Raw genomic sequence first — 26028 nt, 5'->3', positions numbered from 1 at the left:
GACGGATCGGGATAAGAATTGTTTTACTTTTCATTTCAATACGTGACAGTTCAGTATTATGCCATTTTTTCCGCTGCTTCGCGTCAGATATTGGCTAAATCAGCTGTTCGCGCCATAATCGCTTTTTAACGTCCTGAAAAGGTAACCAATACCATGGAAATACGCGTATTTCGCCAGGAAGATTTCGAAGAGGTGATCACCCTCTGGGAGCGCTGTGACTTGTTGCGTCCATGGAACGATCCGGAAATGGACATCGAGCGTAAAGTAAATCACGACGTCAGCTTGTTTCTGGTCGCGGAAGTGAACGGCGAAGTGGTTGGCACGGTGATGGGAGGTTACGACGGTCATCGTGGTTCTGCCTATTACCTTGGCGTGCATCCTGAGTTTCGGGGGCGCGGCATTGCCAATGCACTGCTCAACCGTCTGGAGAAAAAACTCATAGCCCGCGGTTGCCCGAAGATTCAAATCATGGTGCGTGATGATAATGACGTTGTGCTGGGTATGTATGAACGTCTGGGATATGAACATGCTGATGTACTCAATCTGGGCAAACGTCTGATCGAAGATGAAGAGTACTGAGTTCCATCCTGCCGATTATGATGGTCATGGTCGCTTACGCCTGCCTTTTTTGTTCTGGTGTGTGCTGCTGCTTCAGGCGCGCACCTGGGTGCTGTTTGTGATTGCGGGATCTTCCCGCGAGCAGGGCAACACATTACTGAATCTGTTTTATCCCGATCATGACTCTTTCTGGCTGGGATTGCTTCCCGGCGTTCCGGCAGTGCTGGCGTTTTTGCTCAGCGGGCGACGTTTTGCGTTTCCTTCGTTATGGCGCTGGCTGCGCGCATTGCTGATTTTGGCCCAACTGGTGCTGCTATGCTGGCAGCCTGTTCTGTGGCTGGAAGGAGATCCTGTCAACGGTGCCGGGCTGGCGCTGCTGGTGGCTGATATCGTCGCGCTGGTATGGCTATTAACCAATCAACGTCTGCGTGCCTGTTTTTATGTTGAAAAAGAATAACGGCACTTTTTTTCGAAAGTGAACTCCAAGCAACGTTGATAAATAAGGGAGGAGGTGAAATGAAATCACTGCGTTTGATTTTATGCGCGATGCCGCTGGTACTGACTGGTTGTTCAACGCTGTCGTCGGTGAACTGGTCTGCTGCAAATCCGTGGAACTGGTTTGGTTCTTCGACGGAGGTCACTGAGCAGGGTGTGGGAAAACTCACCGCCGCCACACCGCTGAATGAAAAATCGATTGCCGATGCGCTGGATGGGGACTATCGCCTGCGTAGCGGGATGAAAACCAATAATGGCAATGTTGTACGCTTTTATGAGGTGATGAAAGATAGCAGCGTTGCGATGATTATCAACGGTGATCAGGGAACGATCAGCCGCATTGATGTGCTGGACAGCGATATTTCATCAGCATCCGGTGCAGAAATCGGTACACCGTTTAGCGACCTTTACACTAAAGCTTTCGGTAATTGCCAGAAAGCCACCGGAGATGATAGTGCGGGTGTTGAGTGTAAAGCTGAAGGAAGTCAACATATTAGCTATATTTTTTCCGGCGAGTGGAGCGGGCCTGAAGGCATAATGCCGTCTGACGATACGCTGAAAGACTGGAAAGTGAGCAAAATTATCTGGCGGCGTTAATTTGCGTCTGAACAAATCGACGGACTAAAAAAACAGGTAGAATAACGCCTATCAATGCCACGATGTCGTGGCATCTTTTTTTCAGGAGGAACAATGTCTCAGGTTCAGAGTGGCATTTTGCCAGAACATTGCCGTGCGGCGATTTGGATTGAAGCCAATGTTAAGGGCGACGTTGAGGCTTTGCGTGCGGCCAGTAAAACCTTTGCGGATAAACTGGCGACCTTTGAAGCGAAATTCCCGGATGCGCACCTTGGCGCGGTCGTTGCTTTCGGCAACAACACCTGGCGCACACTGAGCGGCGGCGTGGGCGCTGAAGAGCTGAAAGACTTTATCCCTTACGGTAAAGGTCTGGCACCGGCGACCCAGTATGACGTGCTGATCCATATCCTCTCGTTGCGTCATGACGTGAATTTCTCCGTTGCGCAGGCAGCGATGGAAGCCTTTGGCGACTGCATCGAAGTGAAAGAAGAGATCCACGGTTTCCGTTGGGTTGAAGAGCGCGATCTTAGCGGCTTTGTGGATGGTACGGAAAACCCGGCCGGAGAAGAAACGCGCCGTGAAGTCGCGGTCATCAAAGATGGCGTTGATGCCGGTGGCAGCTATGTATTTGTACAGCGTTGGGAACATAACCTGAAGCAGCTTAACCGCATGAGCATTCATGATCAGGAAATGATGATTGGTCGCACCAAAGAAGCCAATGAAGAGATTGACGGTGATGATCGCCCGGTAACTTCTCACCTGAGCCGTGTGGATTTGAAAGAAGATGGCAAGGGGCTGAAAATTGTTCGCCAGAGCCTGCCATACGGTACCGCCAGCGGCACACACGGTCTCTATTTCTGCGCTTACTGTGCGCGTCTGCATAATATTGAGCAGCAACTGCTGAGTATGTTTGGCGATACTGATGGTAAACGTGACGCCATGCTGCGCTTTACCAAACCGGTGACCGGCGGCTATTACTTTGCTCCGTCGCTGGATCGTCTGCTCGCCCTGTGATTATTGCCGGGCGCCTGGACTACAGATAGCAATCGTGCAGGCTCGTTGAGACGAAGCCGCTTTCCGACAAAATCCAGAGAAATAAGCTAATCCCCGCGTCGTCGGGGATTTTTTTTACCTGACATTAACCTGATTTAGTGAGCTATTCCTCAGCACTAATTTGTTATTGCTGTATCTTCTGCGTGAATGAAGCGGATGCTTCATATTCAAAAGGAGAATATTGAAATGGGAAAACTCACGGGCAAAACAGCATTGATTACGGGCGCATCTCAGGGCATTGGCGAAGGTATTGCCAGAACGTTTGCCCGCCATGGCGCGAACCTAATCTTGCTGGATATCTCCGATGAGATTGAAAAACTGGCAGATGAGCTGAGTGGACGCGGTCACCGGTGCACGGCAGTTCATGCAGACGTCAGAGATTTTGCTTCTGTCACGGCGGCGGTAGCACGTGCGAAGAAGATTGAGGGAAAAATCGATATTCTGGTCAACAATGCGGGCGTATGTCGCCTCGGCAGCTTCCTTGATATGAGCGATGAAGATCGCGACTTCCATATTGATATCAATATTAAAGGCGTCTGGAACGTGACGAAAGCCGTTCTGCCGGAGATGATTGCTCGTAAAGACGGACGTATCGTGATGATGTCATCTGTGACCGGTGATATGGTTGCCGATCCGGGCGAAACGGCCTATGCGCTGTCGAAAGCAGCAATTATCGGCTTAACCAAATCCCTGGCGGTGGAATACGCGCAGTCTGGTATTCGCGTGAATGCTATTTGTCCGGGCTATGTACGTACGCCGATGGCAGAAAATATTGCACGTCAGTCTAACCCGGATGATCCAGAGTCTGTATTAACTGAAATGGCGAAAGCGATCCCGATGCGTCGTCTGGCGTGTCCGCTTGAGGTTGGCGAACTGGCGGCGTTCCTGGCGTCCGATGAGTCCAGTTACCTGACCGGCACGCAAAACGTGATTGATGGCGGTAGCACTTTGCCTGAAAGCGTCAGCGTAGGCGTCTGACCGATGCCATCCTCCTCTCCGCGATATGGAGGGGAGGTACCCCTTATTCTCTTTTCAACTTTCAAATCATCAAACGGTATATAAAACCGTTACTCCTTTAGCACTGGTTATAAATATGATGGCCATAAGAAAGTCATTAAATTTATAAGGGTGCGCAATGGCCGTTAATTTCCTGAAAAAAAGCTCTCTGACGCTGGTCGCGTCTCTGCTACTGATAGGTCAGGCGCAGGCAACGGAACTACTGAACAGTTCTTACGATGTTTCCCGCGAGCTGTTTGCCGCCCTTAATCCACCGTTTGAGCAGCAATGGGCGAAGGATAACGGCGGGGATAAGCTGACCATTAAACAATCCCATGCCGGGTCATCAAAACAAGCGTTGGCGATTTTACAGGGGTTGAAAGCTGACGTGGTGACCTATAACCAGGTCACCGATGTGCAGATCCTGCACGATAAAGGCAAGCTGATCCCGGCCGACTGGCAAAGCCGTCTGCCGAATAACAGCTCGCCATTCTATTCCACCATGGGATTCCTGGTACGTAAGGGGAATCCGAAGAATATCCACGACTGGAATGACCTGGTTCGTTCCGACGTAAAACTGATTTTCCCGAATCCGAAAACGTCCGGTAACGCCCGTTACACCTACCTTGCAGCGTGGGGTGCGGCAGATAAAGCTGACGGTGGCGACAAAGCCAAAACCGAGCAGTTTATGACGCAATTCCTGAAAAACGTTGAGGTATTTGATACCGGCGGTCGTGGCGCCACCACCACTTTTGCTGAACGTGGCCTGGGCGATGTGCTGATAAGCTTTGAATCAGAAGTGAATAACATCCGCAAGCAGTATGAAGCGCAGGGATTTGAAGTTGTTATTCCGAAAACCAATATTCTCGCTGAATTCCCGGTGGCGTGGGTAGACAAAAACGTGCAAGCCAATGGCACAGAAAAAGCGGCTAAGGCCTATCTGAACTGGCTCTACAGCCCTGAAGCACAGACTATCATCACCGACTATTACTATCGTGTGAACAATCCTGAGGTCATGGACAAGCTGAAGGATAAATTCCCGCAGACCGAACTGTTCCGCGTGGAAGACCACTTTGGCTCCTGGCCTGAGGTGATGAAAACGCACTTTGTCAGCGGTGGTGAGCTGGACAAACTGTTGGCGGCGGGGCGTAAGTAAATGTTTGCTGTTTCTTCCCGACGCGTGCTGCCTGGCTTTACCTTAAGCCTGGGCACCAGCTTGCTGTTTGTGTGCCTGATATTGCTGCTGCCGCTCAGTGCGCTGGTGATGCAACTGGCGCAAATGAGCTGGGCACAATACTGGGATGTGATTACTAATCCGCAGGTTGTGGCGGCCTATAAAGTGACGCTGATTTCAGCGTTTGTGGCCTCGATTTTTAACGGTGTATTTGGTCTGTTGATGGCGTGGATCTTAACCCGCTATCGCTTTCCAGGCCGCACGTTGCTGGATGCGTTAATGGATTTGCCTTTTGCCCTGCCAACGGCGGTGGCGGGCCTGACGCTGGCGTCGTTGTTTTCGGTCAACGGTTTCTACGGCGAGTGGCTGGCGAAGTTCGATATTAAAGTGACTTACACCTGGCTGGGAATTGCAGTCGCTATGGCGTTTACCAGCATTCCGTTCGTGGTGCGTACCGTTCAACCGGTGCTGGAAGAGTTAGGGCCGGAGTATGAAGAAGCCGCTGAAACACTCGGTGCTACACGGTTACAGAGCTTTCGTAAAGTGGTGCTGCCGGAGTTATCTCCCGCGCTGATAGCGGGCGTGGCACTCTCTTTCACCCGCAGCCTGGGTGAGTTTGGCGCAGTTATCTTTATTGCCGGGAACATCGCGTGGAAAACAGAAGTGACCTCACTGATGATTTTTGTCCGCTTGCAGGAGTTTGACTATCCCGCTGCCAGCGCGATTGCGTCGGTTATTCTCGGGGCTTCATTGTTGCTGCTGTTTTCGATTAACACCCTGCAAAGTCGTTTTGGTCGACGCGTGGTAGGTCACTGATGGCAGAAATTACTCAATTGAAACGCTATGGCGCATCCCGCATCAACTGGGGTAAATGGTTTCTAATCGGCACGGGTATGCTGGTATCAGCATTTATTTTGCTGGTACCGATGATTTATATCTTCGTTCAGGCGTTCAGCAAGGGATTAATGCCGGTATTACAGAATCTGGCCGATCCGGACATGCTGCACGCCATCTGGCTGACGGTGCTGATTGCCCTGATTGCCGTGCCGGTGAATCTGGTCTTTGGCGTGCTACTGGCCTGGCTGGTGACCCGTTTTAACTTTCCTGGACGCCAGTTGCTGCTGACGTTACTGGATATCCCGTTTGCCGTGTCGCCTGTTGTGGCTGGTCTGGTGTATCTGCTGTTTTACGGTTCTAACGGCCCATTGGGTGGCTGGCTGGATGAACATAATCTGCAAATTATGTTTGCCTGGCCGGGAATGGTGCTGGTCACGGTTTTCGTTACCTGTCCATTTGTAGTTCGCGAGTTGGTTCCGGTCATGCTGAGCCAGGGCAGTCATGAAGATGAGGCGGCGATTCTGCTGGGCGCATCGGGCTGGCAGATGTTCCGTCGCGTTACTCTGCCGAATATTCGCTGGGCGCTGTTGTACGGCGTGGTGTTGACCAACGCCCGTGCAATTGGGGAATTCGGAGCAGTATCGGTAGTTTCCGGTTCGATTCGTGGTGAAACCCTGTCGCTGCCGTTACAGATTGAATTACTGGAGCAGGACTACAACACCGTCGGCTCCTTTACCGCCGCCGCGTTATTGACGCTGATGGCAATTGTTACCCTGTTTTTGAAGAGCATGTTGCAATGGCGTCTGGAGAACCAGGAAAAACGCGCGCAGCAGGAGGAAAATCATGAGCATTGAGATTGCCAATATTAAGAAGTCTTTTGGTCGCACCCAGGTGCTGAATGATATCTCACTGGATATTCCTTCAGGTCAGATGGTCGCGCTGCTGGGGCCTTCTGGCTCGGGTAAAACCACATTGCTACGCATTATTGCCGGGCTGGAGCATCAGTCCAGCGGACATATTCGTTTTCACGGTACGGATGTGAGTCGTCTGCACGCCCGCGACCGTAAAGTCGGTTTCGTATTTCAGCATTATGCCCTGTTCCGCCATATGACCGTATTCGACAATATCGCCTTTGGTCTGACGGTATTGCCACGCCGTGAGCGTCCGAATGCGGCGACTATCAAAGCGAAAGTGACTAAGCTGCTGGAGATGGTGCAACTTGCCCATCTGGCGGACCGTTTCCCGGCGCAGCTTTCCGGCGGGCAGAAGCAGCGTGTAGCGCTGGCACGTGCGTTGGCGGTAGAACCGCAGATCCTGCTGCTTGATGAACCGTTTGGTGCGCTCGATGCTCAGGTACGTAAAGAGCTGCGTCGCTGGTTGCGCCAGCTTCACGAAGAGTTGAAATTCACCAGTGTATTTGTCACTCACGATCAGGAAGAAGCGACGGAAGTTGCTGATCGCGTGGTAGTGATGAGCCAGGGACATATTGAGCAGGCAGATGCGCCGGACCAGGTATGGCGCGAACCAGCAACCCGCTTTGTACTGGAGTTCATGGGTGAGGTTAACCGTCTGCAGGGTACTATTCGCGGCGGGCAGTTCCACGTTGGAGCTCACCGCTGGCCGCTGGGATATACGCCTGCGTATCAGGGAGCGGTTGATCTGTTCTTGCGTCCGTGGGAAGTGGATGTCAGTCGCCGTACCAGCCTGGATTCTCCTCTACCGGTGCAGGTGCTGGAGGCCAGTCCGAAAGGCCACTACACCCAATTAGTTGTGCAGCCGCTGGGGTGGTATAACGAGCCGCTGACGGTTGTGATGCAAGGTGATGATTCCCCTGTCCGTGGTGAACGCCTGTTTGTTGGGTTGCAAAATGCGCGTCTGTATAACGGCGAGCAACGCATTGAAACACGCGAAGCGGAGCTTGCTCTGGCAGAATCAGCCTGATAGCTTAATTTATATGTTTATCACCCGGTGGCGTACTGCTTGCCGGGTCTACAGTCTCTAGTCGTCACTTGTAGGCCGGGTAAGCGTAGCGCCACCCGGCTTTTTTATGAGCAGAAAACGTGAATACATTAGAACAAACGATTGGCAATACGCCTCTGGTCAAACTGCAACGCCTTGCGCCGGATAACGGCAGTGAAATTTGGGTTAAGCTGGAAGGGAATAACCCGGCAGGTTCGGTGAAAGACCGCGCTGCGCTATCAATGATTGTCGAAGCGGAAAAACGTGGGGAAATCAAATCCGGTGATGTGCTGATTGAGGCAACCAGTGGTAATACCGGAATTGCGTTGGCGATGATTGCCGCACTGAAAGGTTATCGCATGAAGCTTCTGATGCCTGACAACATGAGCCAGGAGCGGCGTGCGGCGATGCGTGCCTACGGTGCTGAGCTTATTCTGGTCAGCAAAGAACAGGGGATGGAAGGGGCGCGTGACTTGGCGCTGGAAATGGCCGAACGCGGTGAAGGAAAACTGCTCGATCAGTTTAATAATCCCGATAACCCGTATGCGCATTACACAACGACCGGGCCGGAAATTTGGCAGCAGACGTCAGGTCGCATTACGCATTTTGTCTCCAGCATGGGGACCACCGGCACCATTACCGGCGTGTCACGTTTTCTGCGTGAGCAGGAAAAGCCGGTGACAATTGTTGGTCTGCAGCCGGAGGAAGGGAGCAGCATTCCCGGTATTCGACGCTGGCCTGCGGAATATATGCCAGGAATTTTTAACGCTTCGTTGGTTGATGAGGTTTTAGATATTCATCAGGACGACGCCGAAAACACGATGCGAGAACTGGCGATTCGCGAAGGTATTTTCTGCGGAGTAAGCTCTGGCGGGGCTGTGGCAGGGGCGTTACGCGTGGCGCATGCCACACCGGGTGCGGTGGTGGTAGCAATCATCTGCGATCGTGGCGACCGCTATCTTTCAACCGGAGTCTTTGGCGAAGAACACTTTAATCAGGGGGCAGGGATTTAAAGGTGTTGTTGTAGGGATGCCAATGAGCTTGTAGGCCGGATAAGCGTAGCGCTATCCGGCCTCTCTGTATATTATCCGCGGTGTTTCTCTACCAGCAGATCGAGGAACTGCCAGAGTTTCTCATTCATCTGTTGGTAATCCCACTCGCGCATTTCGGCAACTGAACGGATAAAGCGTTTTCCTTTTGCCTCAGCAAGTTCTTGCTCTGAGTGTTGAATCAGTCCCTCAATCGCTTCGGCGGTAAATTCCATATGGCACTGGAAACCGTAGACAAAGTTACCGTATTGCACGATTTGTCGCGGGCAGCCAATGCTTGTGGCAAGGACTGTTGCCTGGTCGGTTAACCCTGGCATATCGTTGTGCCAGTGGCCGACAATCAGCGGCGATCCAAAGTGGGCAATTAACGGATGCTGTTTGCCAGCCTCAGTCAGCGTAATGGGGGAATGCCCAATCTCTTTTTCCGGGCTCTGACACACTTTTGCGCCCAACGCCTCGCCAATCAGTTGTGATCCCAGACAGATCCCCACCACAATCTTACGTGCAGAAATCGCCTGGTTAATCAGATGCTGTTCGGCCAGAGAGTCAAAGTACGGGCATTCTGCGAGCGTGGTTCGTGGAGACTGCGGGCCACCAAACACGACCAGCATATCGAAGCTATCAGCACTGGCTGGTATTGACTCTCCAGCGTAAACGCACGACCAGGTGATGGTATAACCACGCTCTTCGGCCCATGGCAGGTAAGCGCCAGCAGATTCAAATGACTCATGAATAACAAAATGAACTCGCACGTTTTCTCTCCTGTTAGCGCTTCAGCGTCTGATGAATATCAGCCGCCAGCTTGTTGATGTCGCTGTTTTTCAGCATTGACAACGTAATTCGCAGACCATGTGAAGGCGCATCGACACCAAAAACTTCACCTTCACGTACCAGCCAGCCAAACTTAGCTAGCGCAAAGGCGAGTGGCTGGCTGTGAGTTTCCAGCGGTAGCCAGAAGTTCAGACCATCACCAGCATGAAGCTCAATACCATGTTGTTTGAGGGCCAGGACGAGCTTTTGTTGCTGAGAGGCGTAAAACTGCTGAGTCAGTGTCAGCGTGCGCTGGTACTCATTGTCACTCAGGCAGGCGCAGGCTAAATCCTGTAGCAGATGGCTGACCCACTGGCTACCGGAGTTGAGCCGTAGACGGAGTTTCGCTGAGGTAGCCGGATCGCTGGCCACGATGGCAAGTCGCAGGTCAGGACCTAATGTTTTAGACATGGATCTGACGACCGCCCAGTGATGTGTCTGTTCCGCAATGACTGGGTGCCAGCGGGAAGCGGAAAGCAGGGCAAAGTGATCGTCAATAATCACCAGTGTTTGCGGGTAACGAGCCAGAATATTCTGCAATTCGGTAGCGCGAACTGCGCTCAAACTACACCCCGTCGGATTGTGCGCGCGCGGGGTAAGGATAACCGCCCGGGCCCCTTTTTGTAGCGCCAGTTCCAGCATCTCAGGTTGCATGCCTTCGCTATCCACATTGACTGGGCTGGCGGAAAAACCAGCATAACGCAACATATTGATGCTACTCAAAAAACAAGGATCTTCTACTGCGACGCTATCGCCCGGCAGTAAATGGGCGCACAGTAGTCGTTCGATAGCATCAATTGCGCCACTGGTGATATCAATTTCGCCCGTACAGGGTATGGCATCCTGCATCCATTGTGTCGCCCACGTCTTCAAACCCGGCGATACTGCAGCATCACCATACAATCGCGGAGTCTTATTTATCTTCGCGAAATAACGGCTCAGATCGGGCAGGAGATGCGCTGCAGGATTGCCGCCGGAAAGGTCGGTCAGAGGGGTATCCGGATTACTGCCCTCCAGCGCGACGGGCGATGATAATCCCTTGATGACGGTACCATTTCGCCCCTGGCTGATTGCCAGCCCGGAGGTGACCAGCCGTTTATATGCCGCTGCGACAGTATTGCGATTGACGTTTAATGCCGCGGCCAGCTCCCTTACCGGCGGCAGCGTTTCGCCAGGCATAAATGTGCCTGTAGCGACATGTTGACGAATATTGTCAAAAATTTCGTTAGCGGTTTTTCCGTCGATCATTATTGACCTATGACAAAATGAATTTTAGCATATGACGATAATAGTGAGGTGAAAGCCCGCTGTCCAGCGAGAGGAGAGGTTTATGGAGCAGGAGAGTGAAATACAGTCAGTGCTCTTCGACGACACGCATCGGGCGTTACAGACCGATATCGTCGCCGTCCAGTCACAGGTGGTGTATGGCAGTGTCGGTAACAGTATCGCCGTGCCAGCCATCAAAGCACAGGGGTTACGGGTGACGGCGATCCCCACGGTGTTGTTCAGTAATACTCCACATTATGAGACCTTTTACGGTGGGATAATCCCTGCAGACTGGTTTAGTGGTTATCTCAGGGCCTTAAATGAGCGTGATGCTTTGCGTGAGCTAAAGGCGGTGACCACGGGATATATGGGGAGCGCGGAACAAATCGCCTTGCTGGCACAGTGGCTGGAAATTGTTCGCGTCACGCACCCGGACCTGTGTATTTTAGTCGACCCGGTGATCGGTGATACGGATAGCGGAATGTATGTGAAGGCCGAAATCCCGGATGCTTACCGCAAACACTTGATGCCGCTGGCGCAAGGACTGACGCCAAATGTGTTTGAGCTGCAAATGTTGAGTGGAAAACCGTGTCGTACGCTGGATGAAGCGATAACTGCGGCAAAATCTTTGCTCACCGAGACGCTAAAATGGGTTGTGATCACCAGCGCACCGGGCGAAACCCCGGAGGTTATCAATGTTGCGGTGGTAACGGCTGATATGGTGGAAGTGTTAACCCACCCCAGAGTAAAGACGGACCTAAAGGGAACTGGCGATTTGTTTTGCGCTGAACTGGTGAGCGGTATTGTTTTAGGGAAACCCCTCACCGCTGCGACACACGATGCCGCACAGCGCGTACTGGAAGTGATGACATGGACGCAACGGTGCGGTTGTGACGAATTAATTCTGCCACCAGCAGGGGAGGCGCGATGAAGAGTTATCGGCTGGTGGTTCGCCAGCATGGACGTATGATTGGACATTTTGATACCAGCGGTACGGAAGCACTGGAAAATATTTGTGTGGCTCGTGCAATGTTCGGTATTGCTGGTGGGTATGATTGCGAATTGCTGGTGTCAGATTCAGAAAGACGCATGCTGGAAAGTGGTCCGGAAGGGATGAAAATCCTGATGCGCGAGGCGTGTTACCGACCGGTGACCTCTGTATTGTAATGCCGGATGAAGTGTATAAAAAAATGGCGCCATCAGGCGCCATTCTTCACTGCCGTAAGAATTACTTCTTGATGCGGATAACCGGGGTTTCACCCACGGTTACGCTACCGGACAGTTTGATCAGTTCTTTGATTTCGTCCATGTTGGAGATAACAACCGGAGTCAGGGTAGACTTGGCTTTCTCTTCCAGCAGAGGCAGATCGAATTCAATAACCGGGTCGCCCACTTTAACGCGTTGACCTTCTTCAGCGATACGCTTGAAGCCTTCGCCTTTCAGTTCAACGGTATCGATACCGAAGTGAACGAACAGCTCAATGCCGCTATCAGATTCGATAGAGAACGCATGGTTGGTTTCAAAGATTTTGCCGATGGTGCCGTCTACCGGGGCAACCATTTTATTACCGGTTGGTTTGATAGCGATGCCATCACCAACGATTTTTTCAGCAAAAACTACATCCGGCACGTCTTCGATGTTGACGATCTCGCCAGAGAGCGGAGCAACAATCTCAATAGTTCCGGTGTCTTTCTTATCATCAGAAACCAGAGATTTCAGTTTATCGAACAAACCCATGATCTTCTCCTAAGCAGTAAATTGGGCCGCATCTCGTGGATTAGCAGATTGTTTTTTCTTCAATGAACTTGTTAACTAAAGCCATTAACTCGTCCGTTGTCGGTTGAGCAAGAGCCTGCTCTGCTAACACCTTCGCATCTTCGAAGTTCGTGTTACGGATAATCTTCTTAATGCGCGGGATAGAAATGGCGCTCATAGAGAATTCGTCCAGACCCATCCCCAGCAACAGAAGTGTAGCACGTTCGTCGCCTGCAAGCTCACCACACATGCCGGTCCATTTGCCTTCAGCATGAGAAGCATCAATAACTTGCTTGATCAGCGTCAGAACAGATGGCGACATCGGTTGGTAAAGGTGTGAAATCATATCATTACCACGGTCAACTGCCAGGGTGTACTGCGTTAAATCATTGGTGCCGATACTAAAGAAATCAACTTCTTTGGCTAAATGACGCGCAATCGTTGCCGCAGCTGGTGTTTCCACCATTACGCCAATCTCGATGCTTTCGTCAAATGCTTTACCTTCGTCGCGCAGTTCCTGTTTATAGATTTCAATCTCTTTGCGCAGTGCACGCACTTCTTCAACAGAGATGATCATCGGGAACATGATGCGCAGTTTACCGAAAGCAGAAGCACGCAGGATAGCGCGAACCTGGTCACGCAGGATCTCTTTACGATCCATAGCGATACGCACGGCACGCCAGCCCAGGAATGGGTTCTCTTCTTTCGGGAAGTTCATGTACGGCAGTTCTTTATCACCGCCAATGTCCATGGTACGTACGATGACAGCCTGAGAGCCACATGCTTCTGCAACGGCTTTATACGCGGCAAACTGTTCTTCTTCAGTCGGCAGCGAGTCACGGTCCATGAACAGGAATTCGGTACGATACAGACCAACACCTTCAGCGCCATTACGCTCAGCGCCTTCAACGTCACGAACGGTACCGATATTGGCGCAAACTTCCACCTGATGTCCATCCAGCGTGATAGCTGGCAGATCTTTCAGCTTAGCGAGTTCCGCTTTTTCGGTCGCCACCTGCTCCTGAACGGCACGCAGTTGCTCGATAACGTCGTTAGTTGGATTGACGTAAACCTGGTTGTTTACGGCATCCAGAATCAGATAGTCGTCGTTTTTAACCTGAGAGGTAACACTACCGGTACCCACGATGGCAGGCAGTTCGAGGGAACGCGCCATAATTGAGGTGTGGGAAGTACGGCCACCTGCGTCAGTAATGAAACCCAGCACCTTGTTCAGGTTCAGCTGTGCGGTTTCTGACGGAGTCAGATCGGCGGCAACCAGAATAACTTCTTCCTGAATGGCGCTCAGGTCGATAATTGCCAGACCCAGGATGTTACGCAGCAGGCGTTTACCGATATCACGTACGTCAGCCGCACGTTCTTTCAGGTATTCATCATCCAGCTCTTCCAGGGCTGTGGCCTGACCTTCGATAATTTCATGCGCAGCTGCGTCAGCCGTCATGTGCTTATCTTTAATCAGGGCTATGATTTCCTGCTCCAGCTCCTCATCTTCGAGCAGCATGATATGCCCTTCAAAGATGGCTTCTTTTTCTTCACCGAACGTTTCACCAGCTTTAGTTTTGATCGCTTCCAGTTGCGCAGATGCCTTGGCACGACCGCTCAGAAAACGTTCAACTTCCTGATCAACCTTGTCGGCAGAAATTTTTTTCCGGTCAATGACGATCTCGTCTTCTTTCAGCAGCAGTGCCTTGCCAAAAGCGATACCCGGGGATGCTAAAATGCCTGAAATCATAACCCTACCTTACTTGTGACTGATATTGAAAAGAACTCGTTGAACTTACTCGAGTTCAGCCATCAGTTTAACCAGATGCTCAACTGCTTTCTGCTCGTCTTCGCCTTCTGCGGAAAGGGTAACAACGGTGCCCTGAGTCAGGCCCAGAGTCTGCAGTTTAAACAGGCTTTTTGCGCTGGCGCTTTTGCCGTTGGAAGTCACAGTAATTTCAGAAGTAAAGCCTTTTGCTTCTTTAACAAACTGAGCAGCAGGGCGAGTATGCAGACCGTTCGGAGCGGTAATGGTAACTTCTTGCTGGAACATTATATTTCCCCAACTTATAGGTTTAGTGTTGTGGAACTAAAGTCTAGCCTGGCGGTTCAACTTTAGCCTGTATTGTTAGCGTCGGCGTAAACAGGACGCGACACAAAAGGAGTTCGGTGCAATCCGTTGCTGGCAACTTCTTGCCGCTGACGTTTCGTTCGTCATTAAACATTATGCCGCGAAAGGAAGAGTTGAACCAAATCATAAAATCGATTCAGCTAGCGCTTTTCCTGTAACGATTAATTTCGCGCATCAAAATAATTAGTTTGGTTAAATACCAGTTCCGGCAGGCTGAATCAATGCCAGGTGGGTTGAAACTTTGAAGCAGGCCACAAAAAAGCACCCAAAAGGGTGCTTTTTTACGCGTTTTTAACATGCTGGCATTACTGTTGCAGTTCTTTCTCAGTAAAGAGATCGGCAAACAGTGCAGTGCTCAGATAACGCTCACCCGATGACGGTAGAATAACCACTATATTCTTATTGGTAAAGGCTTCATCTTCCTGGAGCTTAAGTGCAGCAGCAACCGCAGCACCCGAAGAGATACCTGCCAGAATACCTTCTTCTTCCATCAGGCGGCGCGCTGTAGAGATGGCTTCTTCATTAGTGATCGCCACGACTTTATCGATTAGCTTCAGGTCAAGGTTACCCGGAATGAAGCCTGCGCCAATACCCTGAATTTTGTGCGGACCAGGTTTAAGTTCTTCACCTGCCAGAGCCTGGGCGATAACTGGAGAATCTGTAGGTTCAACAGCAACGGTGATGAGGTCCGTTTTGCCCTTGGTCCCTTTAATGTAGCGTGTTACCCCGGTCAATGTACCGCCGGTACCCACGCCAGAGATAAACACATCAACCTGACCATCGGTGTCTTCCCAGATTTCCGGGCCGGTGGTTTTTTCATGGATTTCCGGGTTTGCCGGGTTGCTGAACTGCTGAAGCAACAGGAATTTTTCCGGATCGCTGGCGACAATTTCTTCCGCTTTCTGAATGGCGCCTTTCATACCTTTTGCGCCTTCGGTCAGTACCAGGTTCGCACCCAGTGCTTTCAGCAGCTTACGACGCTCAATGCTCATGGTTTCCGGCATCGTCAGAGTCAGTTTGTAACCGCGAGCGGCGGCGACATAGGCCAGCGCAATCCCGGTATTACCACTGGTTGGTTCGACCAGCTCAACGCCCGGTTTCAGTACCCCACGTTTTTCGGCATCCCAAATCATATTGGCACCGATACGGCATTTGACACTAAAGCTTGGGTTACGTGATTCCACCTTCGCCAGAATGCGTCCGTTACCGATACGGTTCAGTCGAACCAGCGGCGTATGACCGATAGTCAGCGAGTTGTCTTCAAAAATCTTACTCATGGCCTGTCCTTAACTGTATGAAATTGGGATACCGCTTCAGCATACCTGTTGAAAAAGTATGGGGAAGTAAGGAATTCGCATATCTATATGCTGATGAGAAATAATGCGTTCCAGTATGGAATAAGAGTGGATCTAAGCCACTCGTGTTTTACACATATTTGCATTATTTCCATAACGCGTGTTTATCACGATAGCAATCTACCCACATCGCCGTGGCTCCACAAACCGCGACTGGCATGATCACCAGATTCAGTACCGGGATCAGTGTGAACAGACTGGTCAGCGCGCCAAACTGCATATTAGTGACTTTGCGCGTGCGCAGGGCGGTGCGCATCTCTTTGAAAGGAACTTTGTGGTTATCAAAAGGATAGTCGCAGTACTGAATAGCCAGCATCCACGCGCTGAACAAAAACCACAGCACCGGCGCGACAGTCTGACCAATCCCGGGAATGAAATAGAGAAGCAGAAGCACAACGGCGCGCGGAAGATACCATGCCAGCTTTTGCCATTCGCGTTTCATAATGCGCGGCACATCTTTCATTATGCCTAGCACCCCGGTGTCCGGCGGGGTTGCGCCGGTCAGGCGCGCTTCCAGTTGTTCTGCCAGCAATCCGTTAAAGGGGGCGGCGATCCAGTTAGCAATCGTGGAGAAAAAGTAGCCAAATACCAACAGTACGGAAATGGTCACAATAGGCCAGAGTAAATAACTGAGCCACTGTAGCCACTGCGGGACATGGCTCATCAGTGCGGGGATCCAGCTATCCAGTTGCGTAAATAACCACCAGAATGCTCCCCCCATCAGCAGAATATTCACCAGCAAAGGCAGGAGAACAAAACGACGGATCCCCGGTTGGGTGATGAGTTTCCATCCCTGAGAAAAGTAATAAAAACCGCTGCGTGATATAACTGCAGATGATGAAACCATAGTCAGGACGTACTCCGTATTATATAAACCCTGGGTAAACTTTACCTATCTTACTCGGTTGTTGAGCGTAGACCAGTTCGGAAATGTTCGAAAAAACAGCAAAAAGCACGATTTTGTTCATCTTTATGCTGTGAAAGTTGAGAGCGCACTTGCACTTGGCGTAATCGACAAATACTCTTAGTAAGTAAATGTTTGCCGTGGTGGCAAGGTGTTAGAACAACAGAGAATATAATGATGCAGGATTTGCGTCTGATATTAATCATTGTTGGCGCGATCGCCATAATCGCTTTACTGGTACATGGTTTCTGGACTAGCCGTAAAGAGCGGTCTTCTATATTCCGCGATCGCCCACTTAAACGCATGAAGTCTAAACGTGACGATGAGGATTCGTTCGACGATAACGTCGAGGAAGACGAAGGTGTGGGCGAAGTTCGCGTTCATCGTGTGAATCATGCTCCCGGCAACGCTCAGGAACATGGGGTTCCTCCTCAGTCGCCGCAACACCAGTACCAGCCGCCTTATGCGTCTGCTCAGCCGCGTCAACCCGCGCAGCAGCCCGCTGAAGCGCCGGTGCCGCCGCCGCATGTTCAGCATCCGCCGCAGCCTGTACAACAGCAACAGCCTGTACAACACCAGCCGGTTCAGCCCCAGCCAGTGGCCCCGCAGGTTCAGCAACCCGTGCAGCAAGCCCCGCAACCTGCACCGCAGACCTTCCAGCCTGTGGAGCCAGCCGTGGAGCATCAACCGCAGCCTGAACCCGTTGTTGAAAAAGAGCCTGTTGCTGAAAAACCGCAGCGTAAAGAAGCGGTCATCATTATGAACGTCGCGGCTCATCATGGCAGCGAGCTTAATGGTGAAGTGCTGCTCAACAGCATTCAGCAGGCCGGCTTCAAGTTTGGCGATATGAATATTTTCCATCGTCATCTGAGCCCGGACGGCAGCGGTCCGTCGCTGTTCAGCCTTGCGAATATGGTGAACCCCGGAACGTTTGATCCTGAGATGACCGGCGATTTTACCACCCCTGGCGTCACCATCTTTATGCAGGTGCCTTCTTATGGGGACGAGCTGCAAAACTTTAAGCTGATGTTGCAGTCCGCACAGCACATTGCTGATGAAGTCGGCGGTGTGGTGCTTGATGATCAGCGTCGAATGATGACGCCGCAGAAACTGCGCGAGTATCAGGACCGCATCCGCGAAGTTAAAGAATCACACGCCTGATCTTCTTCTGGCGTGACATCTCCTTTCTGAACCCCCGCCTGTCGGGGGTTTTTTATCATTGATGGTGCGATATGGAATCAATCGAACAACAACTGACAGAACTGCGAACCACGCTTCGCCATCATGAGTATCTTTACCATGTGATGGACGCGCCGGAAATTCCCGATGCGGAATATGACCGCCTGATGCGTGAACTGCGTGAACTGGAAGCGCAGCATCCGGAGCTGGTTACGCCCGACTCGCCAACTCAACGCGTAGGAGCAGCCCCGCTGGCGGCGTTTAGCCAGATACGCCATGAAGTCCCAATGCTGTCGCTGGATAACGTCTTTGATGAAGAGAGTTTTCTGGCCTTCAATAAACGCGTGCAGGACAGGCTGAAGAGTACCGACAAACTGACCTGGTGCTGCGAGCTGAAGCTGGACGGTCTGGCGGTCAGTATCCTGTATGAAAATGGTGTGCTGGTGAGTGCTGCGACACGCGGTGATGGTACGACTGGCGAAGATATTACCTCTAATGTGCGCACCATTCGCGCTATCCCGCTAAAATTGCGTGGCGAAAATATTCCAGCCCGTCTGGAAGTGCGTGGTGAGGTGTTCCTGCCACAGGCCGGGTTTGAAAAAATCAATGAAGAAGCGCGTCGTACTGGCAATAAAGTGTTTGCTAACCCGCGTAATGCGGCGGCGGGTTCGTTGCGCCAGCTTGATCCACGTATTACGGCGAAGCGACCACTTACTTTCTTCTGTTATGGCGTCGGCGTGCTTGAAGGAGGCGAACTGCCTGATACCCATCTGGGCCGCTTGTTGCAATTTAAAGCATGGGGGCTTCCGGTCAGCGACAGAGTGACGCTATGCGATTCACCAGAAGCTGTTCTGGCGTTCTACCACAAGGTGGAGGAGGACCGTCCGTCGCTTGGTTTTGACATTGACGGTGTGGTCATTAAGGTCAACTCAATGGCGCTGCAGGAGCAACTGGGCTTCGTTGCCCGCGCACCGCGCTGGGCTGTGGCGTTTAAATTCCCTGCGCAGGAACAGATGACCTTTGTGCGCGATGTCGAATTCCAGGTTGGACGTACCGGTGCGATTACGCCCGTTGCCCGTCTTGAGCCAGTACAGGTCGCCGGCGTGCTGGTCAGTAACGCCACGCTACATAACGCCGACGAAATCGAGCGTCTTGGTTTGCGCATCGGTGACAAAGTAGTGATTCGCCGTGCAGGTGATGTGATCCCGCAGGTCGTGAACGTGGTACTTTCCGAGCGCCCGGAAGAGACGCGTGAAATAGAATTCCCTACCCAATGCCCGGTATGTGGATCTGACGTTGAGCGTGTTGAAGGTGAGGCTGTTACCCGCTGCACCGGTGGTTTAATTTGTGGTGCACAGCGTAAAGAATCTCTCAAACATTTTGTTTCGCGTAGGGCGCTGGACGTTGACGGCATGGGCGATAAAATTATCGACCAACTGGTTGAGAAAGAGTATGTCCATACGCCAGCCGATCTGTTCCAGTTAACTGCTGGTAAGCTGACCGGACTGGATCGTATGGGGCCAAAGTCGGCGCAAAATGTGGTGAATGCACTGGAGAAAGCGAAAGAAACGACGTTTGCCCGTTTCCTCTATGCGCTTGGTATTCGTGAGGTTGGTGAAGCGACTGCTGCGGGACTGGCTGCTTATTTCGGTACCCTGGATGCGCTGGAAGCAGCGTCCATTGACGAACTGCAAAAAGTACCGGATGTTGGCATCGTGGTGGCCACGCACGTGTTTAACTTCTTTGCGGAAGAGAGTAACCGCGAGGTCATTGGCCAACTGCTGGCACAAGGCATTCACTGGCCCGCTCCTGTTGTTATCAATGCAGAGGAGATAGACAGTCCCTTCGCCGGTAAGACGGTGGTGCTGACCGGAAGTCTGAGCCAGATGTCTCGTGATGATGCTAAAGCCAGACTGAGCGAACTCGGTGCGAAAGTTGCGGGAAGCGTATCGAAGAAAACCGACCTGGTGATTGCTGGCGAAGCGGCAGGATCGAAGCTGGCGAAGGCCCAGGAACTGGGCATTGCCGTGATTGATGAAGCCGAAATGATTCGTTTACTGGGTGCCTGAAATGGAAAAAGAGCAGCTGATTGACATCGCCAATACCGTGATGCCCTTTGGTAAATACAAAGGGCGGCGATTGATTGATGTGCCGGAAGAGTATCTGTTGTGGTTTGCCCGTAAGGATGAGTTTCCACCGGGCAAACTGGGTGAACTGATGCAAATCACGCTGCTGATTAAAACTGAGGGGCTGACGCAGTTGGTGCAGCCCCTGAAACGTCCGCTTTAAGCCTTTGCTGCGCGGCTTTCCCGCTGCGCCTGTAATTCGTCAGTTTGTCGTTTATAGCGACGCGCCAGCACGGCACACACCATGAGCTGAATTTGATGGAAGATCATCAACGGCAGCACCATCATTCCTATCACTGACGTCGGGAACAGGATATTCGCCATCGGGATCCCGTTCGCCAGGCTCTTTTTCGATCCGCAGAAAACAATGGTGATTTCATCGGCTTTGTTGAAGCCGCATTTACGCGCAACAAAGACGTTGATGCCAATCACAATTGCCAGCAATACGATGCTGACCACAACGATAAACAGCAGTGAGCCGACTCCAACTTTGTGCCAGATACCGTTAACGACCGCTTCGCTGAATGCAGAGTAAACCACCAGCAGAATGGAGGACTGGTCGGTTTTAGCGATCCATTTTTTATGGCGTGACACCCAGGCACCAATCCATGGACGCGAGAGATGTCCCAGTACGAAAGGTAACAGCAATTGCAGCATGATCTTACCAACTTGCTCCAGGCTGCCTTCTGCACCATGCATATTCATTACCAGGCCTACCAGTAACGGAGAGAGGAAAATACCCAACAGACTGGAGGCCGAGGCGGAGCAAACTGCGGCAGCTACGTTACCGCCTGCCAGCGATGTAAAGGCGATAGCCGACTGCACTGTGGCCGGCAAAATGCACAGATACAGGAAGCCTGTGTATAGCATCGGATCAACGTTGACCGGTGCCCACCAGGCGAACAAGACACCCAGCACAGGGAAGACCACAAAGGTGCTGCACATTACCCACAGATGTAAACGCCAGTGGCTACCGCCCGCAATAATGGCTTCACGCGAAAGCTTTGCTCCGTGCATAAAAAACAGCAGGGCAATAGCGGCGGTGGTTAGACCTTCAAAGAAGGGCACAAAACCGCCTTCGGCTGGAAAAAAGGATGCCAGTAAAACGACCGTAATAAGCGTCAGGGTGAACGGATCAAGGATACGAAAAAGTTTCATAAAAGCTCCTGGGATTCGGTATCAACATTTTGCGTTTTTCTGTTTGAGAAATAAAATTGATTTATTGCATCCATATATGAATTGAATAAATGAATTACTCACTACGTCAGCTACGCATCTTTGTCACCGTCGCTCAGGCTAAAAGCTTCAGTCGGGCGGGGGAAATTATTGGCTTAAGTCAGTCGGCGGTCAGCCACAGCGTTAAAGAGCTGGAAGGGCAGACAGGTGTCAGGCTATTGGATCGCACAACACGAGAGGTTGTGTTGACGGAAGCCGGGCAACAGCTGGCGGCACGACTGGAGCGCATCCTGGATGAGCTGCACAGCACGCTGCGCGAAGCCGGACGTATGGGGCAGCAGTTGAGTGGTAAAGTTCGGGTTGCCGCCAGCCAGACCATCTCTGCGCATTTAATTCCACAGTGCATTGCTGAAAGCCACCGGCGCTACCCTGATATCCAGTTTGTTCTGCACGATCGCCCACAGCAATGGGTGATGGAAAGCATTCGGCAGGGCGATGTTGATTTTGGGATCGTTATCGATCCTGGTGCGGCGAGCGATCTTCAGTGTGAGTCGATCCTCTCCGAGCCCTTCTTTCTCTTGTGTCATCGCGAACATCCATTTGCAGCGCAGGATTATGTGCCCTGGCAGGCGTTACAGGGCGCGAAGCTTGTATTACAGGATTATGCGTCCGGTAGCCGGCCATTGATTGATGCAGCGCTGGCCCATTTTTCCATAGATGCCAATATTGTGCAGGAGATTGGCCATCCGGCGACGCTCTTTCCGATGGTCGAAGCGGGGATTGGTATTAGTGTGTTGCCCGCGCTGGCGTTACCCTTGCCGCAGGGGAGTCATCTGCAGGTCAAACGTTTGACACCCGTGGTTGAACGACAGTTGATGCTGGCTCGACGCAAAAATCGGTCGTTATCGACCGCCGCTCAGGCTTTGTGGGACGTGGTACGTACACAGGCCAGTGAACTAACCGCGGGTCGAGTCCGCGATCCGCTCTATCAGATATAAACCTCACCTTATAAAAGGGCTGCTGTTGCTCGTGCTTGAGCGCTGTCTGCCATTTCTGGCGGGGAAATAATGTGAGTTCGCACCGATTTAGCCCACGTTATCAATACAGATTTGCTATCGATAGTCGGGGAAAAGTGTATTGGTAATCGATTGCGTAGTCTCGCTATAACATCACAGCACCCTACGATATTTTCGATTACTCAGTTTTAAGGATATCCCATGAACGCCTCACTTTTTTCACAGAATCCCTGGTATAGCGCCGATATCATTCGTGGTTACAAACCTGATTTCACGCCGCGCGTGGCTTTTATCCTCGGTTCTGGCCTTGGCGCGCTGGCAGATCAAATTGAGGACGCGGTGGCGATCTCTTACGAGAAGCTGCCGGGATTCCCGGTTAGTACCGTACATGGCCATGCTGGTGAGCTGGTGCTGGGGAATCTGGCGGGGATTCCCGTTGCGTGTATGAAAGGGCGCGGGCACTTCTACGAAGGTCGCGGCATGACGGTGATGACCGATGCCATTCGCACTCTGAAACTGCTTGGTTGCGAACTGTTGTTTTGCACTAATGCCGCAGGTTCTCTGCGTCCCGAAGTAGGACCAGGTAGTCTGGTTGCGCTTAGCGATCACATCAATACTATGCCGGGTACGCCAATGGTTGGGCTTAACGATGAGCGTTTTGGAGAGCGCTTCTTCTCGCTGGCGGATGCATATGACGCAGACTATCGTGCAATCCTGCAAACCGTCGCGACAGAAGAGGGTTTCCCGCTTAGTGAAGGCGTATTTGTTTCCTATCCGGGACCAAACTTTGAAACAGCAGCAGAAATTCGCATGATGCAAATCATTGGAGGTCATGTCGTCGGGATGTCAGTCGTGCCCGAAGTTATCACTGCGCGTCACTGTGGCCTGAAAGTGGTTGCGGTTGCAGCCATTACGAATCTGGCTGAAGGACTGGGGGATGTGAAATTATCTCACGCGCAGACACTGGCTGCCGCTGAGCTATCCCGGCAGAACTTCATCAATCTGATCTGCGGTTTCTTACGCAAACTGGCCTGAATAAATAATAAAAATGACCCCGCTTGCGGGGTCTTACTTTGAGTGGCAAGGAACGGAAATATGGGTATCGCATCTCGCTTAAAGCTCATGTCGTTTTTGCAATACTTCATCTGGGGAAGCTGGCTGGTGACCCTGGGTTCTTACATGATTAACACCCTGGATTTCACTGGGGCTAATGTCGGTATGGTCTACAGTTCGAAAGGGTTGGCTGCGATTATTATGCCAGGCATTATGGGGATTATCGCTGATAAATGGCTTCGTGCAGAACGTGCCTACATGCTTTGCCATCTGGTTTGCGCAGGTGTGTTGTTATACGCGACAACCGTGACTGACCCTGAGACCATGTTCTGGGTTATGTTAGCTAACGCGATGGCTTATATGCCGACGATTGCGTTATCGAACAGCGTTTCATACTCCTGCCTTGCACAGTCAGGTCAGGATCCAGTAACCGCTTTCCCGCCGATTCGCGTATTTGGCACTATTGGTTTTATTGTTGCCATGTGGACAGTAAGTTTGATGGGCCTGGAACTCAGTAGTGCGCAACTGTATATCGCGGCTGGTGCATCGTTGTTGCTGGCAATGTACGCTTTTACATTACCGAAAATTCCTGTTGCAGAGAAGAAAACCGCCACGACGCTCGCCAGTAAATTGGGGCTGGATGCTTTCGTCCTGTTTAAAAATCCGCGAATGGCGATTTTCTTTTTGTTTGCGATGATGCTTGGCGCTGTGCTGCAAATCACTAATGTTTTTGGCAATCCATTCCTTCATGATTTTGCTCGTAGCCCCGAGTTTGCTGACAGCTTTGTCGTTAAGTATCCGTCTATTTTGCTTTCGGTTTCACAGATGGCGGAAGTGGGGTTTATCCTCACCATCCCGTACTTCCTGAAACGCTTTGGCATTAAAACGGTGATGTTGATGAGTATGCTGGCGTGGACGCTGCGCTTTGGTTTCTTTGCTTTTGGCGATCCGTCACCGTTTGGTTTTGTTCTACTGCTGATGTCGATGATCGTGTACGGCTGTGCGTTCGATTTCTTCAACATCTCAGGATCAGTGTTCGTTGAGCAGGAGGTGAGTTCCAATATTCGTGCCAGTGCGCAGGGCCTGTTTATGACCATGGTGAACGGTGTTGGGGCGTGGGTTGGCTCAATCCTGAGCGGTATGGCAGTGGATTATTTCTCTGTTGATGGTATCAAGGATTGGCAGACTATCTGGCTGGTATTTGCTGCTTATTCTCTGCTATTAGCTGTTATCTTTGCGTTGTTCTTCCGCTATAAACATCAGCCGGAAAAACCAGTGCAGAAATCGCTGGCACATTGACCATCATAACGGCAGGCGCTCATGCCTGCCGTTTCATGTTCTGCGATGCAATGTGGTAACTTTGCGCATTATCCTTCGCTTCAGGAGCGCATTACACATGGAACGCACGCACCGTATCGATCTGAAGTTACTGCGTTATTTTCTTGCTGTCGCAGAAGAACTGCATTTTGGACGTGCTGCTGCTCGCCTGAATATGTCACAACCTCCGCTCAGTACTCATATTAAAGAGCTGGAACAGCAACTTGGTACGCTTTTATTTATCCGCCATTCCCGGAGTGTGGCGTTAACCCATGCCGGAAAAATTTTGATGGAAGAGTCACGCCGTCTGTTATCCAGTGCGAATCAGGCGCTGGCAAGAGTTGAACAGATTGGTCGTGGCGAGGCAGGGCGGATCGAGCTCGGCGTTATTGGCACCGCAATGTGGGGAAAAATGCGTCCGGTGATGCGGTGTTTTTTGAAGGATAACCCTAACGTCGAAGTACTGTTCCGTGAAAACATGCCTGCAATGCAAATGACCATGCTGGAGCGGCGTGAACTGGATGCGGGTGTTTGGCGGATGGCAACTGAGCCTTCTCCCGGATTTACCAGCCTGCGTTTGCATGAATCTTCTTTTCTGGTGGCTATGCCGGAAGAGCATCCACTTACTGCTTATGATGCAGTACCGCTGGAAGCGCTGCGTAACGAATATTTTGTCACTATGCCTTCAGTTCATACTGACTGGGCATTTCTGCAACGTGTTTGCCAGAGCGCTGGATTCTCTCCGATGATAATTCGTGAAGTGCGTGAGCCGCAAACGGTGCTGGCGATGATTAGCATGGGAATTGGTATTACGTTAATTGCAGATAGCTACGCTCAGATGAACTGGCCGGGTGTTGTATTCCGGGCGTTAGAAGAACGTATTCCGGCAGATTTGTATATTGTGTATGACCAACAACAAGCGACGCCTGCGCTGGAGAAACTGGTGGGGGCACTGACGATGTGATATTTCTGCCGGATGGCAGTACGAATGTCTTATCCGGCTTAAAACATATCATTTAGTAGGGATGACTCGCTTCGCTCACCCTCCGGGCCGTCGCCGCAAACGGCTCCGTTGTCTCACTACGTGAGACCCGAACCTGCTGCAGGTTCGAATCTTATAAATCGCAGATAGCAAAAAGGCGCCTTTAGGGCGCCTTTTTACATTGGTGGGGCGTGCAGGATTCGAACCTGCGACCAATTGATTAAAAGTCAACTGCTCTACCAACTGAGCTAACGCCCCGA

At 51.5% G+C, this 26028-nt stretch carries 27 protein-coding genes and 1 tRNA gene; 19 read left to right on the top strand and 9 right to left on the bottom strand.

The window, feature by feature from the left end:
* Positions 1–153: 153 nt before the first annotated feature.
* From OGY01_RS00880 to cysM, 10 genes are all read left to right on the top strand, one after another.
* Positions 154–579 carry a GNAT family acetyltransferase gene (locus OGY01_RS00880; RefSeq protein ID WP_045445951.1) on the top strand — a complete coding sequence of 142 codons (426 nt, stop codon included), beginning with the start codon at positions 154–156 and terminating at the stop codon, positions 577–579.
* A complete protein-coding gene (locus OGY01_RS00875; protein ID WP_045445948.1) occupies positions 566–1015 on the top strand; it encodes a DUF2919 domain-containing protein in 450 nt (149 codons plus the stop codon). Before OGY01_RS00880 ends, OGY01_RS00875 begins: the two co-directional genes overlap by 14 nt.
* Before the next feature lie 59 nt (positions 1016–1074).
* Entirely contained in the window at positions 1075–1650 is a 576-nt protein-coding gene (locus tag OGY01_RS00870; protein ID WP_045445945.1) for an RpoE-regulated lipoprotein, read from the top strand.
* Between the two features lie 93 nt (positions 1651–1743).
* Positions 1744–2643 carry a porphyrinogen peroxidase gene (yfeX, locus tag OGY01_RS00865; protein WP_045445941.1) on the top strand — a complete coding sequence of 300 codons (900 nt, stop codon included), beginning with the start codon at positions 1744–1746 and terminating at the stop codon, positions 2641–2643.
* Positions 2644–2868: 225 nt separating this feature from the next.
* Entirely contained in the window at positions 2869–3660 is a 792-nt protein-coding gene (ucpA, locus tag OGY01_RS00860) for an SDR family oxidoreductase UcpA (protein WP_045445939.1), read from the top strand.
* 157 nt (positions 3661–3817) lie between these two features.
* On the top strand, positions 3818–4834 hold the full coding sequence (gene cysP / locus OGY01_RS00855) for a thiosulfate/sulfate ABC transporter substrate-binding protein CysP (protein WP_045445937.1): 1017 nt from the start codon (positions 3818–3820) through the stop codon (positions 4832–4834).
* Positions 4835–5668, top strand: coding sequence for a sulfate/thiosulfate ABC transporter permease CysT (gene cysT / locus OGY01_RS00850; protein WP_045445935.1), 834 nt, complete (start codon positions 4835–4837; stop codon positions 5666–5668).
* Positions 5668–6543 carry a sulfate/thiosulfate ABC transporter permease CysW gene (cysW, locus tag OGY01_RS00845; protein WP_045445933.1) on the top strand — a complete coding sequence of 292 codons (876 nt, stop codon included), beginning with the start codon at positions 5668–5670 and terminating at the stop codon, positions 6541–6543. The genes cysT and cysW overlap by 1 nt, the downstream gene beginning before the upstream one ends.
* Positions 6533–7630, top strand: a complete 1098-nt coding sequence (gene cysA / locus OGY01_RS00840) for a sulfate/thiosulfate ABC transporter ATP-binding protein CysA (RefSeq protein WP_045445930.1) — start codon at positions 6533–6535, stop codon at positions 7628–7630. Before cysW ends, cysA begins: the two co-directional genes overlap by 11 nt.
* Positions 7631–7749: 119 nt before the next feature.
* Positions 7750–8661, top strand: a complete 912-nt coding sequence (gene cysM, locus OGY01_RS00835; RefSeq protein ID WP_045445927.1) for a cysteine synthase CysM — start codon at positions 7750–7752, stop codon at positions 8659–8661.
* Positions 8662–8732: 71 nt separating this feature from the next.
* Here cysM and OGY01_RS00830 read toward each other — a convergent pair whose 3' ends face one another.
* Positions 8733–9449, bottom strand: coding sequence for a type 1 glutamine amidotransferase (locus tag OGY01_RS00830; protein WP_286492251.1), 717 nt, complete (start codon positions 9447–9449; stop codon positions 8733–8735).
* A 13-nt stretch (positions 9450–9462) separates the two neighbouring features.
* Positions 9463–10755 carry a MocR-like B6 salvage transcription factor PtsJ gene (gene ptsJ / locus OGY01_RS00825; protein ID WP_286492249.1) on the bottom strand — a complete coding sequence of 431 codons (1293 nt, stop codon included), beginning with the start codon at positions 10753–10755 and terminating at the stop codon, positions 9463–9465.
* 82 nt (positions 10756–10837) lie between these two features.
* On the opposite strand from ptsJ, the gene pdxK reads away from it, so the two are divergent.
* Together pdxK and OGY01_RS00815 are read left to right on the top strand one after the other, a co-directional pair.
* Complete coding sequence (pdxK, locus tag OGY01_RS00820; protein WP_200010275.1) at positions 10838–11704, top strand: pyridoxine/pyridoxal/pyridoxamine kinase; 867 nt, start codon at positions 10838–10840, stop codon at positions 11702–11704.
* Complete coding sequence (locus tag OGY01_RS00815; RefSeq protein WP_048220856.1) at positions 11701–11940, top strand: hypothetical protein; 240 nt, start codon at positions 11701–11703, stop codon at positions 11938–11940. The genes pdxK and OGY01_RS00815 overlap by 4 nt, the downstream gene beginning before the upstream one ends.
* Before the next feature lie 61 nt (positions 11941–12001).
* Here OGY01_RS00815 and crr read toward each other — a convergent pair whose 3' ends face one another.
* From crr to cysZ, 5 genes are all read right to left on the bottom strand, one after another.
* Complete coding sequence (gene crr, locus OGY01_RS00810; protein WP_000522253.1) at positions 12002–12511, bottom strand: PTS glucose transporter subunit IIA; 510 nt, start codon at positions 12509–12511, stop codon at positions 12002–12004.
* Between the two features lie 40 nt (positions 12512–12551).
* A complete protein-coding gene (ptsI, locus tag OGY01_RS00805) occupies positions 12552–14279 on the bottom strand; it encodes a phosphoenolpyruvate-protein phosphotransferase PtsI (protein WP_045445911.1) in 1728 nt (575 codons plus the stop codon).
* A gap of 45 nt (positions 14280–14324) precedes the next feature.
* Positions 14325–14582 (bottom strand): phosphocarrier protein Hpr, encoded by a 258-nt coding sequence (gene ptsH / locus OGY01_RS00800; protein ID WP_002913505.1) that lies wholly within the window; start codon positions 14580–14582, stop codon positions 14325–14327.
* A gap of 383 nt (positions 14583–14965) precedes the next feature.
* On the bottom strand, positions 14966–15937 hold the full coding sequence (gene cysK, locus OGY01_RS00795) for a cysteine synthase A (RefSeq protein WP_045445901.1): 972 nt from the start codon (positions 15935–15937) through the stop codon (positions 14966–14968).
* 163 nt (positions 15938–16100) lie between these two features.
* The gene (gene cysZ, locus OGY01_RS00790; protein WP_045445898.1) at positions 16101–16862 is read right to left on the bottom strand and encodes a sulfate transporter CysZ; all 762 of its coding nucleotides are present in this window, start codon (positions 16860–16862) and stop codon (positions 16101–16103) included.
* 231 nt (positions 16863–17093) lie between these two features.
* Here cysZ and zipA point away from each other — a divergent pair, with 231 nt between their 5' ends.
* The 3 genes from zipA to OGY01_RS00775 all read left to right on the top strand — a co-directional run bounded on the left by zipA (position 17094) and on the right by OGY01_RS00775 (position 20387).
* Positions 17094–18080, top strand: a complete 987-nt coding sequence (gene zipA, locus OGY01_RS00785) for a cell division protein ZipA (protein WP_045445895.1) — start codon at positions 17094–17096, stop codon at positions 18078–18080.
* Positions 18081–18151: 71 nt separating this feature from the next.
* Positions 18152–20167, top strand: coding sequence for an NAD-dependent DNA ligase LigA (ligA, locus tag OGY01_RS00780; RefSeq protein ID WP_048220859.1), 2016 nt, complete (start codon positions 18152–18154; stop codon positions 20165–20167).
* A 1-nt stretch (position 20168) separates the two neighbouring features.
* Positions 20169–20387, top strand: coding sequence for a DUF3820 family protein (locus OGY01_RS00775; RefSeq protein WP_045445890.1), 219 nt, complete (start codon positions 20169–20171; stop codon positions 20385–20387).
* On the opposite strand, the gene OGY01_RS00770 is transcribed toward OGY01_RS00775, so the two are convergent.
* Positions 20384–21382: a bile acid:sodium symporter family protein gene (locus OGY01_RS00770; protein WP_045445888.1), complete on the bottom strand. Its 999-nt coding sequence runs from the start codon at positions 21380–21382 to the stop codon at positions 20384–20386. The genes OGY01_RS00775 and OGY01_RS00770 overlap by 4 nt on opposite strands.
* A gap of 89 nt (positions 21383–21471) precedes the next feature.
* Here OGY01_RS00770 and OGY01_RS00765 point away from each other — a divergent pair, with 89 nt between their 5' ends.
* The 4 genes from OGY01_RS00765 (at position 21472) to OGY01_RS00750 (ending at position 25750) form a co-directional block, all read left to right on the top strand.
* Positions 21472–22398, top strand: a complete 927-nt coding sequence (locus OGY01_RS00765) for a LysR family transcriptional regulator (RefSeq protein ID WP_045445885.1) — start codon at positions 21472–21474, stop codon at positions 22396–22398.
* Between the two features lie 219 nt (positions 22399–22617).
* Entirely contained in the window at positions 22618–23451 is an 834-nt protein-coding gene (gene xapA / locus OGY01_RS00760) for a xanthosine phosphorylase (RefSeq protein ID WP_286492247.1), read from the top strand.
* Between the two features lie 60 nt (positions 23452–23511).
* Positions 23512–24768: a nucleoside permease gene (locus OGY01_RS00755; RefSeq protein WP_284096361.1), complete on the top strand. Its 1257-nt coding sequence runs from the start codon at positions 23512–23514 to the stop codon at positions 24766–24768.
* 97 nt (positions 24769–24865) lie between these two features.
* Positions 24866–25750 (top strand): LysR family transcriptional regulator, encoded by an 885-nt coding sequence (locus OGY01_RS00750; protein ID WP_045445875.1) that lies wholly within the window; start codon positions 24866–24868, stop codon positions 25748–25750.
* Positions 25751–25950: 200 nt separating this feature from the next.
* On the opposite strand, the gene OGY01_RS00745 is transcribed toward OGY01_RS00750, so the two are convergent.
* Positions 25951–26026, bottom strand: a tRNA-Lys gene (locus OGY01_RS00745).
* Positions 26027–26028 lie beyond the last annotated feature (2 nt).

The organism is Citrobacter sp. Cm038, assembly GCF_030333105.1.
In the GTDB taxonomy this organism is placed as follows: Bacteria; Pseudomonadota; Gammaproteobacteria; order Enterobacterales; family Enterobacteriaceae; genus Citrobacter; species Citrobacter murliniae.
The sequence above is the reverse complement of the archived record's forward strand: the minus strand, read 5'-3'. Positions and strand labels throughout refer to the sequence as shown.